Here is a 14,825-nt window from a genome sequence, read left to right as displayed (position 1 = left end):
GATGTCCGACACCTACGACGTCCTCATCATCGGCGCCGGGCCCGGCGGCTACGTCACGGCGATCCGCGCGGCGCAGCTCGGGTTCAAGACCGCCGTGGTCGACCGCGAGCATCTCGGCGGCATCTGCCTGAACTGGGGCTGCATCCCCACCAAGGCGCTGCTGCGCTCGGCCGAGATCTACCACTACTTCCAGCACGCCGGTGATTACGGGCTGACGGCGGAAAAGGTCGGGTTCGACACCGCCGCCATCGTGAAGCGCTCCCGCGGCGTCTCGGGCCGGCTCAACGGCGGCGTCGGCATGCTGCTCAAGAAGAACAAGGTCGACGTGATCTGGGGCGAGGCCGCGGTCGACAGCGCCGCACAGGGCAACCAGCCCGGCCAGGTCACCGTGACGGAGACCAAGCGCGCCGAGGCGCCGAAGGGCGCCAAGGGGGCCGGCACCTACAAAGCCAAGCACATCATCGTGGCGACCGGCGCCCGGCCCCGGGCGATCCCCGGGATCGAGCCCGACAAGAATCTGATCTGGACTTACTATGAGGCCATGGTCCCCGAGACGATGCCCAAGAGCCTGCTGGTCATGGGCTCGGGCGCGATCGGCATCGAGTTCGCCTCGTTCTACCGCACCATGGGCGCCGAGGTGACCGTGGTGGAGCTGCTGCCGCAGATCCTGCCCGTGGAGGATGCCGAGATCGCAGGCCTCGCCCGCAAGCGCTTCGAGAAGCAGGGGATCAAGATCCTCACCGGCGCCAAGGTCACGAAGGTCGAGAAGGGCGCGGATTCGGTCACGGCGACCATCGAGGGCGGTGACGGCAAGACCCAGCAGATCACCGCGGAGAAGCTGATCTCGGCGGTGGGCGTGGTCGGCAACATCGAGAATATCGGGCTGGAGAAGCTCGGGGTGAAGATCGACCGTGGGATCGTGGTGACGGACGGGCTCGGCCGCACCAACGTGCCCGGCCTCTACGCGATCGGCGACGTCGCCGGCCCGCCGATGCTCGCCCACAAGGCGGAGCACGAGGGCGTCATCTGCATCGAGACGATCAAGGGCCTGCACACCCACCCGATGGACAAGGCCAAGATCCCGGGCTGCACCTATTGCCAGCCGCAGATCGCCAGCGTCGGCCTGACCGAGGCCAAGGCCAAGGAGCAGGGCTTTGCCGTGAAGGTCGGCCGCTTCCCCTTCGCGGGCAACGGCAAGGCGATCGCGCTGGGCGAGCCGGACGGGCTGATCAAGACCGTGTTCGATGCCAAGACCGGCCAGCTGCTCGGCGCCCACATGGTCGGCGCCGAGGTGACCGAGCTGATCCAGGGCTACGTGGTGGCGATGAACCTGGAGAGCACCGAGGAGGAGCTGATGCACACGGTGTTCCCGCACCCGACGCTCAGCGAGATGATGCACGAGAGCGTGCTCGACGCCTACGGCAAGGTGATTCACACCTGATCCGGCAGTGGGAAGCCGGGCTCGGGTCGGGCTCCGGTCCGGCCCAGGCCGGCACGGGTCCGTCAGTCCGAACCGGGCGCCGCCGCGCGCGTCAGGCTCACCAGCTGAAACAGGAGGATCACCGCGACCGTCGCCGTACTGCCGCCGACGGGGATCAGGAGCAGCGCCGCGATGGGATCGAGCCCCCGGACGAGCAGCAGCGTGATGCAGCTGCCGAGCACGGACGCGAGGGTCATCCGGAAGATGCAGCATTCGGAAGGTTGCATGGTCCCTCCAGTCGAGCGTCCACGGGAATGTGGGAGCGCAGGGCGGTCCGGCAACCATAAATAGATAAAACTCAAAAACAAATGCTGAGGTTGCGCAAGGCGATCGCGATCCGCGCCGACACCGGAACGCCCGTCAGCGGCGCAGCCGATCCACCGGCTCGGCCTGATCCGGCGAGGGGACGTAAGCGCACCACTCGCAGATGCCGCGCTCGGCGCCGCGCTGTGCGTTGCGCTGCGAACAGAGCGGGCAGACGAGCAGGATCAGCCGCCGACCGGATTGCAGGGCCAGCCCGCGGCCCCGGAATGTGACCTCGGTCGCCGCATCGCCGGAGGCCTGATCCCGGGCGCTCATGACGCCACCCTGCCGACCGCCGGCCGGATCGCAGGTCTGCACATGGTCTCGATCCGCATGGCGATGCCGCCCCCCAGCGTTCCTGCCAAGACGTCGCTGCGGGGATAAGCGGCGAAGGGCCGAATGGCTCCGCTTCCGCATGTGGACCGGGCCGGATGCGCACGGACCGAAACGGCCCTATGACGTCCGGCACGACCGGCGCAGGAGCGATGCGAAACGCGATGCAGGACACGATGCAGGGCGACCCCATCGACGCGGCCGGCGGCCTTCCCACCTTCGCCGACGTGGCCCGCGCCGCGGAGCGGATCGCCGGAGCCGCCCATCGCACGCCGGTCCTGACCTCGCGCACCGCGGACGCGATGACCGGCAGCCGGCTGTTCTTCAAGGCGGAGAACCTGCAACGGGCCGGCGCCTTCAAGTTCCGCGGGGCCTACAACGCGATCAGCGCCCTTCCGGAGGCGGCCCGCGCCCGCGGGGTGATCACGTATTCCTCCGGCAACCACGCCCAGGCGATCGCGCTGGCGAGCCGGTTGCTCGGCGCCCCCGCCACCATCATCATGCCGGGCGACGCCCCCGCCGCGAAGATCGCCGCCACGCGCGGCTACGGCGCCGAGGTGGTCCTGTACGACCGCTACAGCCAGGATCGCGAGGCGCTCGGCCGGGAGATCGCGCAGGCCCGCGGCCTGACGCTGATCCCCCCCTTCAATCATCCCGACGTCATTGCCGGGCAGGGGACCCTGGCTCAGGAGCTGATCGAGACGGTCGGCCCCCTCGACATGCTGGTGGCCTGCCTGGGCGGCGGCGGCCAGCTCGCGGGCTGCGCGCTGGCCGCGGCGGAGCTGTCGCCGGGCTGCCGCGTGATCGGCGTCGAGCCGGAGGCGGGCAATGACGGGCAGCGCTCGTTCCGCGAGGGCCGGATCGTCACGATTCCCGTGCCCCGCACCATCGCCGACGGGGCGCAGTCGACGGCGCTGGGCGACCTCACCTTCGCGATCATCCGCGCGGGGGTGTCCGACATCCTCACCGTCACCGACGCGCAGCTCGTCGAGACCATGCGGTTCTTCGCCAGCCGGATGAAGCTCGTGGTCGAGCCGACCGGCTGCCTCGCGGCGGCGGCGGTGCTCCACGGGCTCGTGGACGTCACGGACAAGCGCGTCGGCGTGGTGATCAGCGGCGGCAACGTCGATCTGGCGGCCTTCGCGCGGCTCACCGGCGAGTCGGCCTGAGGCGTCGATTGCCGGGCCGGTGTGCTCCCGCCGCGGTGGACCGGCCCCGACCCAATGCTTATCTTGTGACTGCCAGAATGCGCGTCCCCGGGCCTTGAACCCGGATGGGCGGGAGGATGACAATGTCCACGAGCTTCAAGGTTCTGTCGCTGACCGATCGGGCTGCCGATCGGATCAAGGCGATCATGGCGGAGGCCGACCGGCCGATCGCCGGTCTGCGCGTCGGTGTCCGGAACGGCGGCTGCGCCGGGATGTCGTACACGATGGAGTATGCCGAGGCGGTCAAGCCCGGCGAGGACGTGGTCGAGGATCGCGGCGTTCGCGTCTTCGTCGATCCGAAGGCTGTGCTGTTCCTGCTCGGCACGGAGATGGACTTCACCACCACCAAGCTGGCGTCGCAGTTCGTGTTCAACAACCCGAACCAGACCTCGGCCTGCGGTTGCGGAGAATCCGTGGCGATCACGCCGGTCTCGGCGGACCGCCTGTCCGCGCCGGCCTGAGGCTCCCGCTCACCGTCGGCGCGGGGAGCGCGGCGGCCCGGCCGCGCCCCCGGCGCGGAGGGTCTCCCGCTCCCGAAGCGCTTCGCCGCGGGCGGGCGCCGTCGCGGCGCCCCTAGGCCACCTGCGACAGCGACTCGGCCGCATCGTCCAGAAAGCGATTCCGGCCCGCGCGCTTGGCCGCGAACATGCACAGGTCGGCCCGCTCCATCAGCGAGGCCGGCGTATCCCCCGGGCACAGCACCGCGACCCCCAGGGAGATGGTGATCTTGCCGAGCGACTCGCCGGTCGAGCGCTTGACCAGTTCGCGCCCCATCACGCTGGTGCGGACCGTCTCGGCCACCCGCTTGGCCACGGTGCGGTCGGCCCCGGGGAGGATGATGCCGAACTCCTCGCCGCCGAACCGGGCGAGCTGCGCCTGCTTCCCGGCATTCTCGCGCATCACGATCGCCACGAGCCGCAGGACCTGGTCGCCCGTGAGGTGACCGTACAGGTCGTTGAAGCGCTTGAAGAAATCGATGTCGAGGATGATCAGGCTCATGGGATCGGTGCGCGCCCGCGCCGAATCCATGGCCGCCTTCAGCGTCTCCTCGAAATGCTTGCGGTTCGCCAGCCCGGTCAGGGCGTCGGTCAGGCTCTCGCGCCGGCTCGCATCGAGCTTCTCGCGCAGCGTCTCGATCTCGCTGCGCGTCTCGCGCATGCGGGCCTCGAGGATCCGGTTGTTGGCGGCGACTTCCCGGGTCGTGGCGGCCAGGGTCGCCACGATCTCGCCGAACCGCGCCCGGCTCGGGAGGCCCTGGGAGAGATCCTGGGCGACGCCGCGCAGCGATTCGCTGTACTGCGCCGTCGAGCCCAGGGAGAGGTCCAGGATCTCGGTGACCGCCGCGATCTCGCTCAGGACCACGCGGCTGACGTCGTCGGTGGTGCTCGCGAGGCGCCGCCCGTCGAGATAGGTCTCGTGCAGATCGTCGATGTCGCTCTCGGTAAGGCAGCCGTTCTGGGTGGTGAGGCGCTTCACGGCATCGGCGAGGAGCGGCAGCTCGCCCGACACGTAGGCATACCAGACCGCGTAGGCGCGCGGCGTCGCGGAGGGGCCGTAGTCGCGGATCAGGTCATGGCTGCGCTTCGCCAATGCGAAGCTGCGATCGCGGTCCGAATAGGTCTCCTGGCTCATCCGTATCCCGTGGTCCCGGGCGATCGGCGCGCATGCGCCGCGACCCTGACTTGATATACGGCAGTCTGGTAGCCGGACTGTTAAGCTCGAAAAGACCCTTGTTACCTTTCTTTCTTCGCCAACACTGGTCGAAGTAGAAATGCCGGGACGTGGGAACCCAAACCGACGGGCGTATCACCGTCCGCATCGTTCCGGCGCCCGCGCTCCTCGCGCCCGGCCGCGCCGGCGCGCGCCGTCGTGCGTCCCGCAGCACGGCTCTCCGGGCGAGCCTCTTGGCGCCCCTCCTGCCGACTCTCTTGACGACTCTCCTGGCGTGCCTCCGGACGCTGCGCGGCCGCCGCACCGCGACCGGTGCGTGCCCGCGGACGCTCCTCCCGGGCCTCCTCGGCCTCGCCGGCGCTCCGGATCTCCTTGGCGTCGCCGCTCCTCGCGCGACCGCCCCGGGCAGCACCGCCCTTGTCGCCGGCCTTCGCGGAGCGCGCGCCGCGGCGGCCCTCGCCCGACCGGCCGCGGTGACGCGTCCCGGTGTCGCCGGACGGCTCGGCCACCGTCGAAAGATCGCCGTCCAGCCAGGGGATCGGCTGGCCGATCAGCGCCTCGATGGCGCCGAGGGAGCGCGTGTCCTCGGGGGCGACCAGCGTATAGGCCGTGCCGCTCCGGCCCGCGCGGCCGGTGCGGCCGATCCGGTGGACGTAATCCTCGGGGTGATGCGGCACGTCGAAGTTGAAGACGTGGCTCACGGCGGGGATATCGAGGCCGCGCGCCGCCACGTCGCTGGCGACGAGCAGGGCGGTCTCGCCGTTGCGGAACGCGTCCAGGGCGGCGGTCCGCGCCCGCTGATCCATGTCACCGTGGAGGGCGGCGGCGTCGAAGCCGTGGCTGACCAGGGACTTCTGGAGCAGGGCGACGTCGCGCTTGCGGTTGCAGAAGATGATCCCGTTCTTGAGTTCCGCCTCGCCGCGGATCAGGTCGCGCAAGCGCTCGCGCTTGGCATGCCCCTCGGCGCCGGTTGCGACCAGGCGCTGGGTGATCGTCGTGGCCGTGGAGGCGGGACGGGCGACCTCGACCCGCTGGGGGTTGTGCAGGAACATGTCCGCCAGCCGCTCGATCTCCGGCGGCATGGTCGCGGAGAAGAACAGGGTCTGCCGGGTGAACGGCACCATCTTCACGATGCGCTCGATATCGGGGATGAACCCCATGTCGAGCATGCGGTCGGCCTCGTCGATGACGAGCAGCTCGACGCCGGTGAGCAGGAGCTTGCCGCGCTCGAAATGGTCGAGGAGGCGACCGGGTGTCGCGATCAGCACGTCCGTACCGCGCATCAGCTTGGCGTCCTGGTCGGCGAAGGACACGCCGCCGATGATCAGGGCCACGTTGAGCTTGTGGTTGGTGCCGTAGCGGTCGAAATTCTCGACCACCTGGGCTGCCAGTTCGCGGGTCGGTTCCAGGATCAGGGTCCGGGGCATCCGGGCCCGGGCGCGTCCGTTCTCCAGGAGCGTCAGCATCGGCAGCGTGAACGCCGCCGTCTTGCCGGTTCCCGTCTGGGCGATGCCGAGGACGTCGCGACGCGCCAGCACATGGGGAATGGCCTCGGCCTGGATCGGCGTCGGCTCGGTATAACCCGCCGCTTCGACGGCGTTCAGGACTTTGTCACTCAGTCCCAGGTCGGAAAAAGGCATCTGCGTTCAGGAACCGTTGCGCGCCCGGCCGGCGCGAAGGACACCGTCGCGGCAACGGCTGGGAAAGGCTCGCGCGGGGCGATCGGGCGCTCCCGGGGCCGCGGGGCGCATCACGCATGTCAGTTAGGGCCCTGGCGCGACTTGTCAATCTCGCAATGGTGATGGCGCCCGCCGACGCACAGGGGATCGGGCGCCAAAACGGGCCTCGATCAGGGCCGGAGACGGTCGGATGCGGGCACGAGGCAGGGATCCAGGCGGGTGGACCGGGCGAATTCCGATGCCGCGAGGGCGCCGGTCGTCTGCGGGTCCGCGATCCCCGGATGGGCCGGTCCCGCCAGGGCGGCGACCGCGGCGGCCGTCGGTGCCGCATCGGGCCGGCTGAGCCGCGCGAGCTGATAGGCGGCAACCACCGTGAGGATCCCGACGAGTCCCGCCATGCGCAGGGTCCAGGGCAGGGGCCCGGCGGCCCGCCTCGGCCGCGCAGGATGCGATGCCGGGCCGGGAAGGCTCCCCGAAAGAGCGGCCATCCCCTCCGGGGTCCGGCGCCTGCCGAAGGTTCTCCGGCTCCGTTCGTCGTGGTTGAGCATGGATGGACGGCTGTCTCCGCCGGGCGAGGCGGCCGGCCGCGACGCGGGAGCCGGCAGGAAGCCGGTCGCGGGCTCTCGAGAGGGTCGGCCCGCCCGCAGCGACGGACCATCGGCGGATACGGTTAACCGATCGCTTACGACCGCGCGCACCCTCTCGCCAAAGTTGTGCCGGAATAAAACGGCCGCCCTGCATGCAACCGGCGAGACGTCGGACGCTATCACGACACCCGTTGAGGCGCGCCCGAATATGCACGTCGCGCAACACAGCTAGTCTTCCGAGCCTTTTCAGCTGTCCGCGTACAGTCTCGACGGGCAAGCGAGCCGGCTGCTTGGGAGACGGTCGGTTAGTCTTCATCTTTCGTTGACGGGATGTCCCTAGTCTGAGGATGCTTGTTGCAGGAAAGCGACAGACCCGCCATCCGAGAGCGCCTAGAAGGCTGCCGGCTCAAGCTAACCCCAGGACCGACACCACCATGAAGAAGCTCCTCCTCGCATCCACCGTCCTCGCCGGCTTGACCGCAACGGCGTCCGCCGCCGACCTGCCGCGCCGCGCTGCGCCGCCGCCGGTGTTCACGCCGGTGCCGGTGTTCACCTGGACCGGCTTCTACGTCGGTGTGAACGCCGGCTACGGCTTCGACGCCAACAGCCGCAACACCACCAGCTACGCCCTGCCGGGCGGCTCGCTGATCAACTCCCCCGGCACCTCGGGCGTCGTCAGCGTCAACAACCGCAACAACAACGACGGCTTCTCGGGCGGCGCCCAGATCGGCTACAACTACCAGTTCACGCCGGGCTCGGGCGTGGTGATCGGCTTCGAGGCCGACGCCCAGTACGTCGACTTCGCCCGCCGCGCCAACGCCACCCAGAACTACAGCTTCCTGGGCTTCCCCGGCGTCGCCTTCTCCAACCCGCCCGCCTTCGTCGCCACCAGCGGCAACGGCCTCGACTACTTCGGCACCGTCCGCGGCCGCCTCGGCTACGCCTTCGACCGCACCCTCGTGTACGGCACCGGCGGCTTCGCCTACGGATCCGGCCAGGACGACCAGAACTTCTCCGGCAACCGCTTCCGCGACAGCTTCCGCACCGGCTGGGCCGCCGGCGGCGGCGTCGAGTACGCCCTGCCCACCGACTCCTTCCTGAACTTCTTCCGCTCCTCGGCCGTCACCCTGAAGGTCGAAGGCCTGTACGTCAGCCTCGACCGCCAGAAGAACTCCGCCGGCGGCGTCTTCTACGGCAACCTCCTGCCCCCGAACGGCACCGCCTACCTCAACGGCGCCGCCGCCAAGACCGAGTTCGCCGTCGTCCGCGCCGGCCTGAACTACAAGTTCGGCTCGTACTAAGATCGAACGTCGGAGCCGGCTCGACCGGCTCCGCGCAACGGAAGGGCTCGGCCGCAAGGCCGGGCCCTTCCGCGTTTCAGGGTCGTGCCGCCGGACGGGTCGGGTGCGACAGGGAGCGCCGGAACCGCGCGTGCCACCCGCGATTGAGACCGCGGCGCCTCATGGGGACCGAGCGGGGACCGGAACGGGAACCGCGACGGGTCCGGGCGCACCGGAGCGATCAGCCATGCGAAGCCGAATACTTCTCCTGTCGCTCGCGGCCCTGGCTCTGGCGGGAGCGCCTGCACGTGCGCAGGATGCCTCCGTGATCGGCAAGGATACGGTCCTGCCGGGCACGGGGCCGGGGACCTCGACGGACGGCCAGGGCGTCGGGCGGCTGATGGCGGCGGCGAATGCCGAGGACGCCGCCAAGCGTCAGGGGCTCAAGCCTGTGGCCTTCCTGGCCTCCAAGATGATCGGCGTGACGGTGCGCAACGCGGCAGGCGACAGCGTCGGCAAGATCGACGACCTGCTGATCACCGATGGCGGGACCCTCAAGGCCGTTGTGATCGATGTCGGCGGCTTCCTCGGCCTGGGCAGCAAGGTCATCGCCGTGGAGCCTGGTGCCCTGGTGCTGCGGCCGGGAGGCGAGCGGTTCTCGGCGGTCCTCAACATGAGCACCGACACGGTGTCGGCGGCCCAGCCCTTCGACCCGGCCAAGGCGGTTACCAAGCCCTGACGGTCCGGGCGGCCGGCGCGGTGGAAACCGCGTCGGCGCGACGGTTCAGATGTCGAGGTCGGCCCCCTCGGCGAAGGCCGCACGCTCGCTGATGAAGGCGAAGCGGCCCTCGGGCTTGTTGCCCATCAGCCGCTCGACCGTATCGCCGGTCGATTCCCGGGCCTCGTCCAGGACCGCGACCCGCAGCAACGTGCGCTTCTTCGGGTCCATGGTGGTCTCCTTGAGCTGGGCCGGCATCATCTCGCCGAGGCCCTTGAACCGGCCGATCTCGACCTTGCCGGCCTTGAACACCGTCTTGATGATCCGCTCCCGGTCGGCGTCGTCCCGGGCATAGGCCACCTTGGAGCCCTGCTGCAGCCGGTAGAGCGGCGGGATCGCGAGGTAGAGATGCCCGCGGTCGATGAGCTTGGGCATCTGGCGGTAGAAGAAGGTGATCAGCAGCGAGGCAATGTGGGCGCCGTCGACGTCGGCGTCCGTCATGATGATCACCTTGTCGTAGCGCAGGTCGGCCTCGCGGAAGGCCGCGCCGGTGCCGCAGCCGAGCGCCAGGGTGAGGTCGGAGATCAGCTGGTTGGCGCCGAGCTTGTCCCGGCTCGCAGAGGCGACATTGAGGATCTTGCCGCGCAAGGGGAGGATCGCCTGGGTCGCCCGGTCGCGGGCCTGCTTGGCGGAGCCGCCGGCCGAATCGCCCTCGACGATGAAGATCTCCGAGCCCGCGGTGCCGGCGGCCGAGCAATCGGCGAGCTTGCCGGGCAGGCGGAGCTTGCGGGTGGCGCTCTTGCGGGCGACCTCCTTCTCCTGGCGGCGGCGCAGGCGCTCCTCGGCCCGGTCGATCACCCAGTCGAGCAGCTTGTTGGCCTGGGCCGGGGAGGCGGCGAGCCAATGGTCGAAGGCGTCGCGCACCGCCGTCTCGACGATGCGCTGGGCCTCCACGGTGGCGAGCTTGTCCTTGGTCTGGCCCTGGAACTCGGGCTCGCGGATGAAGACCGAGAGCATGGACGCGCAGGTCGCCATGACGTCGTCGGTGGTCACCGCGGTCATGCGCTTGGCCTGGTTCACGCGCTCGGCGTGCTCGCGCAGGCCCCGGAGCAGGGCGACCCGCAGGCCGGCCTCGTGGGTGCCGCCCTCGGGCGTCGGGATGGTGTTGCAGTAGGAATGCGAGAACCCGTCCTCGGCGACCATCCAGGCCACCGCCCATTCCAGCGACCCGTGCGAGCCCGGCTTGGTGATCTTGCCGGAGAACATCGCGTCGGTGACCAGCTCCTTGCCGTCGATGTCGCGGGCGAGATAGTCGCGCAGGCCGTCGGGGAAGCGGTGCACGGCTTCCGCAGGTACGCCCTCCAGCCCCTCGAGGAGGGCGGGGGCGCAGCGCCAGCGGATCTCGACGCCGCCGAACAGGTAGGCCTTCGAACGCGCCATCTTGAACAGGCGGCGCGGGTCGAATTTCAGCGAGCCGAAGATCTGCGCGTCCGGGTGGAAGCGGACCCGGGTGCCGCGCCGGTTCTGCACCCGGCCGATCAGCTCCAGCGCGCCCTGCGCGTGGCCCCGCGAGAAGGTCTGGCGATACAGGGTCTGGTTGCGCGCCACCTCGACCTCGAGGAGGTCGGAGAGCGCATTCACCACCGAGATGCCGACGCCGTGCAGGCCGCCCGAGGTCTCGTAGACCTTCGAGTCGAACTTACCGCCGGCATGCAGCGTGGTCATGATGACCTCGAGCGCCGACTTGCCGGGAAATTTCGGATGCGGGTCGACCGGGATGCCGCGGCCGTTGTCGGTGACCACGAGGGCACCGGTCTCCTCCAGCTCCACCTCGATGAAGCTGGCATGGCCGGCCACCGCCTCGTCCATGGAGTTGTCGATCACCTCGGCGAAGAGGTGGTGCAGCGCCCGCTCGTCGGTGCCGCCGATATACATGCCGGGGCGGCGCCGGACCGGCTCCAGCCCCTCCAGCACCTCGATGTCGGAGGCGGTGTAGCCGGAATCGGGCTCGGCCGCTGCGAGCGCCGTCACGGAGGCCGTGGCGTCCAGGCGCCGCCGCGGCTCCGGCGCGCGAGAGGGGGCTGTCGAGGCGGCCGCCTTGCCGCCCGGTCCGAACAGGTCGCGGGCCGGATCGCTCACGCGCGGCCTCCGCGGGCGCGGCGCATCGGCCGGCTCGGATTCGCGCAGACGGGTCTTGGGTCGTGGAGCATGCGCCTTCATCCCCGCATGATAGCGGAACAAAACGTAAACATCAAAACCGTTCGCCCCCAGGCGACGCGGCCGCACCATCGCATGCTGCGGCGCCGCGAGCGAGGGCCGGAACCGCCCCGACCCCCGAGGGGGCCAGGCGGCCCGTCATCACGACGTTGCACAACGATGGGTTAAGGCTTTCCCGTGACCAGCCTGTTCGACCTCCACAGGCCGCCGCCGGAACAGACCGGGACGATCGACGTTGACGGCGGAGATAAATCTTGACCGTGGTCAGGGAGCCGCAGCCCATGAGCGATGCCGCGATCGAGGCCCGCCGCCTCACGTTGATCCGCTTCGAGCACGCGGCCGGCGCCGCCTTCGGCTGCGACGACGACGCGGCCGGCGTGCCGCCCAGCCGGGCGCTCATGAATTCCACCACGATCGCGCTGGCGACCTTCGCGACGGCGCTCGCGGCAACCATCACCTACCTCGTCTGAACCAGGCGGCCGGACCCGGAAAACGGGACGTGCATCCCGTTCTCCGCGTCGGTCTGCTCCTGTCCCCCACCGCCGCCGGGAGAGCAGCGCAGAACCGCGTGCCCGCCCTGGACACGGACCGGCGCGGCTGACGCGCCTTGCACCCGGCGAGCGGGTGAAGGCCGCCTGGACCTGTCTGCGTCAGCCGGCGCCCGTCTTCTTGGCCGCGGTCTTCTTGGCGGCGGGCTTCTTCGCTGCCGTCTTCTTGGCCGCCGGCTTGGCGCCGCTCGCCGCGCGCGTCGCGGTCTTCCGGACAGCGCCCCGTTTCGCCGGCTTGCCGCCGCCCGAGGCACGCTTGGCGTTGACCAGGGCGATCCCCTCGTCGAGCGTCAGCGCCTCGGCGCTCATGGTCTTCGGCAGCGTGGCGTTCACCTCGCCGTCGGTGACGTAGGGGCCGTACTTGCCGGCCTTCACCACGAGGTCGCGCCCGCTCGCAGCGTCCGTGCCGAGCGGGCGGCCGGGATCGGCAGCCGGACGGCCGCGGCCGCCGCCCTGCTCCTTGGCGACGATCAGGTCGATGGCGCGGTTGCCGCCGATCTCCAGCACGTCGTCGTCCTTGCCGAGATTGGCGTAGGTCTTCCCATGCTGCACGTAGGGCCCGAACCGGCCGAGATTGGCCAGGATCGGCTCGCCGGTCTCGGGGTGGCGCGCCACCTCGCGGGGCAGCGCCAGCAGGGCCAGCGCCTTCTGCAGGTCGACCGCCGAGGGACTCAGCCCCTTCGGCAGGGAGGAACGCTTCGGCTTCTCCGCCCCCTTCTCGGTGGAGGCCTCACCGAGCTGCAGGAACGGCCCGAATCGGCCGTCGCGCAGCGTCACCGGCAGGCCGGTGGCGGGATCGTCGCCCAGCACCCGGACGCCCGGCTGGCCGCCCTCGGCCGAGGAGCCGTCCCCCTCGCCCTCGACGCCCGAGGCCGAGAGCTGGCGGGTGTACTTGCACTCGGGATAGTTCGAGCAGCCGATGAAGGCGCCGAACTTGCCGAGCTTCAGCGACAATTGTCCGGTCCCGCAGACCGTGCAGGTGCGCGGGTTCGAGCCGTCGCCCTTGTCGGGGAAGATGTGCGGCCCGAGGAGGCCGTTCAGCGCCTCCAGCACGTCGGTGACGCGCAGCTCCTTGGTCTCGCCGATCGCCGCGGAGAAATCGCGCCAGAAGTCGCGCAGCACCGCCCGCCAGTCGATCTCGGCATTGGAGACGCGGTCGAGCTGCTCCTCGAGGTCGGCGGTGAAATCGTACTCGACGTAGCGCCGGAAGAAGCTCTCCAGGAAGCCCGTGACGAGCCGCCCCTTGTCCTCCGGCTGCAGCCGCTTCTTCTCGATCTTGACGTACTCGCGGTCGCGCAGCGTCTGGAGCACCGCCGCGTAGGTCGACGGGCGGCCGATGCCGAGTTCCTCCATGCGCTTCACGAGGCTCGCCTCGGAATAGCGCGGCGGCGGCTCGGTGAAGTGCTGGGTCGAGCTGATCCGCTCGCGGGTGAGCGGGTCGCCGGCCTTCATGGGCGGCAGGCGGCGGCTCTCCTCGTCCTCCTCGTCGTCCTTGCCCTCCTGGTAGAGGGTGAGGAAGCCGTCGAACTTCACAACCTGGCCGGTGGCGCGCAGGTCGATCTGGCGGGGGCCGACCTTCGCCGTGACGTCCACGGTGGTCCGCTCCAGCTCGGCCGATTCCATCTGGCTCGCCATGGTGCGGGTCCAGATGAGATCGTAGAGCCGGGCCTGCTCGGGCTCGAGGTGGCGCGCCACCATCTTGGGCAGGCGGCTCATGTCGGTGGGCCGCACCGCCTCGTGGGCCTCCTGGGCGTTCTTGGCCTTGACGCTGTACTTGCGCGGCACGTCGGGCACGTAGCGGTCGCCGAACTCCTTGCCGATGACCCGGCGGGCGTCCTGGATCGCCTCGGGCGCCATATCGACGCCGTCGGTCCGCATGTAGGTGATGATGCCGACGGTCTCGCCGCCGATATCGACGCCCTCGTAGAGACGCTGGGCGACCCGCATGGTCTGGGCCGGCGCCATCCCGAGCTTGCGCGAGGCCTCCTGCTGCAGGGTCGAGGTGGTGAAGGGCGGCTGCGGGTGGCGCTTGGCGGGCTTCGCCTCGACGCTCGCCACCTGGAAGGTCGCGAGTTCGAGGTCGCGCTTGAAGGCGGCGGCCTCGTCGCCGGTGCCGACGTCGAGGCGCTGGATGCGCTTGCCGTCGGCGCCGACGAGGCGGGCCTCGAAGGTCGCGCCGTCGGCGGTCGTCAGCGTGGCGATGAGCGTCCAGTACTCGCGCGGCTTGAACCGCTCGATCTCCATCTCGCGCTCGACGACGAGGCGCAGCGCCACCGACTGGACGCGGCCCGCCGAGCGGGCGCCCGGGAGCTTGCGCCACAGGACCGGGGAGAGGTTGAAGCCGACGAGGTAGTCCAGCGCCCGGCGCGCCAGATAGGCGTCGACCAGGGCCTGGTCGATCTCCCGGGGCTTGCGCATCGCCGCCTCGACCGAGGCCTTGGTGATGGCGTTGAAGGTGACGCGTTCGACCGGGATGCCCTTGAGCGCCTTGCGGGCGGTCAAGGCCTCCAGCACGTGCCAGGAGATCGCCTCGCCCTCGCGATCCGGGTCGGTAGCCAGAATCAGCTTGTCGGCGCCCTTGACCGCCTTGGCGATCTCGGAGACCCGGCTCGCCCCGCGGTCGGCCAGTTCCCAGACCATGTGGAAATCCTGCTCGGGATCCACGGAGCCGTCCTTGGCCGGCAGGTCGCGGATGTGCCCGAACGAGGCGATCACTTCATAGTCGCGGCCGAGATACTTATTGATCGTCTTGGCTTTGGCCGGCGACTCGACGACGACGACTTTCATTCAGACCTCTGCCC

The 14,825-nt window shown here is 70.1% G+C and carries 13 protein-coding genes; 6 read left to right on the top strand and 7 right to left on the bottom strand.

Annotated features, from left to right (window positions below; translation table 11 throughout):
• The first annotated feature begins 1 nt into the window (after position 1).
• Positions 2 to 1,441 carry a dihydrolipoyl dehydrogenase gene (gene lpdA, locus GGQ91_RS09260; RefSeq protein WP_053610584.1) on the top strand — a complete coding sequence of 480 codons (1,440 nt, stop codon included), beginning with the start codon at positions 2 to 4 and terminating at the stop codon, positions 1,439 to 1,441.
• A 62-nt stretch (positions 1,442 to 1,503) separates the two neighbouring features.
• Here lpdA and GGQ91_RS09255 read toward each other — a convergent pair whose 3' ends face one another.
• Entirely contained in the window at positions 1,504 to 1,707 is a 204-nt protein-coding gene (locus tag GGQ91_RS09255) for a hypothetical protein (protein WP_043356243.1), read from the bottom strand.
• Positions 1,708 to 1,840: 133 nt separating this feature from the next.
• Positions 1,841 to 2,059, bottom strand: a complete 219-nt coding sequence (locus GGQ91_RS09250) for a hypothetical protein (RefSeq protein ID WP_051045078.1) — start codon at positions 2,057 to 2,059, stop codon at positions 1,841 to 1,843.
• A gap of 209 nt (positions 2,060 to 2,268) precedes the next feature.
• Here GGQ91_RS09250 and GGQ91_RS09245 point away from each other — a divergent pair, with 209 nt between their 5' ends.
• A complete protein-coding gene (locus tag GGQ91_RS09245; RefSeq protein ID WP_403091088.1) occupies positions 2,269 to 3,285 on the top strand; it encodes a threo-3-hydroxy-L-aspartate ammonia-lyase in 1,017 nt (338 codons plus the stop codon).
• Positions 3,286 to 3,407: 122 nt separating this feature from the next.
• Positions 3,408 to 3,785 carry a HesB/IscA family protein gene (locus GGQ91_RS09240; RefSeq protein WP_043356239.1) on the top strand — a complete coding sequence of 126 codons (378 nt, stop codon included), beginning with the start codon at positions 3,408 to 3,410 and terminating at the stop codon, positions 3,783 to 3,785.
• Positions 3,786 to 3,897: 112 nt separating this feature from the next.
• On the opposite strand, the gene GGQ91_RS09235 is transcribed toward GGQ91_RS09240, so the two are convergent.
• From GGQ91_RS09235 to GGQ91_RS28100, 3 genes are all read right to left on the bottom strand, one after another.
• A complete protein-coding gene (locus GGQ91_RS09235) occupies positions 3,898 to 4,956 on the bottom strand; it encodes a GGDEF domain-containing protein (protein ID WP_043356236.1) in 1,059 nt (352 codons plus the stop codon).
• A gap of 101 nt (positions 4,957 to 5,057) precedes the next feature.
• Complete coding sequence (locus tag GGQ91_RS09230) at positions 5,058 to 6,635, bottom strand: DEAD/DEAH box helicase (protein ID WP_182591847.1); 1,578 nt, start codon at positions 6,633 to 6,635, stop codon at positions 5,058 to 5,060.
• A gap of 209 nt (positions 6,636 to 6,844) precedes the next feature.
• On the bottom strand, positions 6,845 to 7,072 hold the full coding sequence (locus tag GGQ91_RS28100; protein WP_246410639.1) for a hypothetical protein: 228 nt from the start codon (positions 7,070 to 7,072) through the stop codon (positions 6,845 to 6,847).
• Positions 7,073 to 7,695: 623 nt separating this feature from the next.
• Between GGQ91_RS28100 and GGQ91_RS09220 the strand changes: the two genes are divergently transcribed.
• Together GGQ91_RS09220 and GGQ91_RS09215 are read left to right on the top strand one after the other, a co-directional pair.
• Complete coding sequence (locus tag GGQ91_RS09220; protein ID WP_043349412.1) at positions 7,696 to 8,562, top strand: outer membrane protein; 867 nt, start codon at positions 7,696 to 7,698, stop codon at positions 8,560 to 8,562.
• Positions 8,563 to 8,788: 226 nt separating this feature from the next.
• Positions 8,789 to 9,280 carry a PRC-barrel domain-containing protein gene (locus tag GGQ91_RS09215; RefSeq protein WP_043349409.1) on the top strand — a complete coding sequence of 164 codons (492 nt, stop codon included), beginning with the start codon at positions 8,789 to 8,791 and terminating at the stop codon, positions 9,278 to 9,280.
• Between the two features lie 45 nt (positions 9,281 to 9,325).
• On the opposite strand, the gene parE is transcribed toward GGQ91_RS09215, so the two are convergent.
• A complete protein-coding gene (gene parE, locus GGQ91_RS09210; protein ID WP_182591845.1) occupies positions 9,326 to 11,398 on the bottom strand; it encodes a DNA topoisomerase IV subunit B in 2,073 nt (690 codons plus the stop codon).
• A gap of 359 nt (positions 11,399 to 11,757) precedes the next feature.
• Here parE and GGQ91_RS09205 point away from each other — a divergent pair, with 359 nt between their 5' ends.
• On the top strand, positions 11,758 to 11,946 hold the full coding sequence (locus GGQ91_RS09205; protein WP_182591844.1) for a hypothetical protein: 189 nt from the start codon (positions 11,758 to 11,760) through the stop codon (positions 11,944 to 11,946).
• A 180-nt stretch (positions 11,947 to 12,126) separates the two neighbouring features.
• Here GGQ91_RS09205 and topA read toward each other — a convergent pair whose 3' ends face one another.
• Positions 12,127 to 14,811: a type I DNA topoisomerase gene (gene topA / locus GGQ91_RS09200; protein WP_043387664.1), complete on the bottom strand. Its 2,685-nt coding sequence runs from the start codon at positions 14,809 to 14,811 to the stop codon at positions 12,127 to 12,129.
• Between the last annotated feature and the right edge of the window lie 14 nt (positions 14,812 to 14,825).

Source organism: Methylobacterium fujisawaense, assembly GCF_014138435.1.
Taxonomy (GTDB): Bacteria; Pseudomonadota; Alphaproteobacteria; order Rhizobiales; family Beijerinckiaceae; genus Methylobacterium; species Methylobacterium fujisawaense.
Note: the sequence above shows the minus strand (reverse complement) of the source record. Positions and strands in the feature narration are given on the sequence as shown.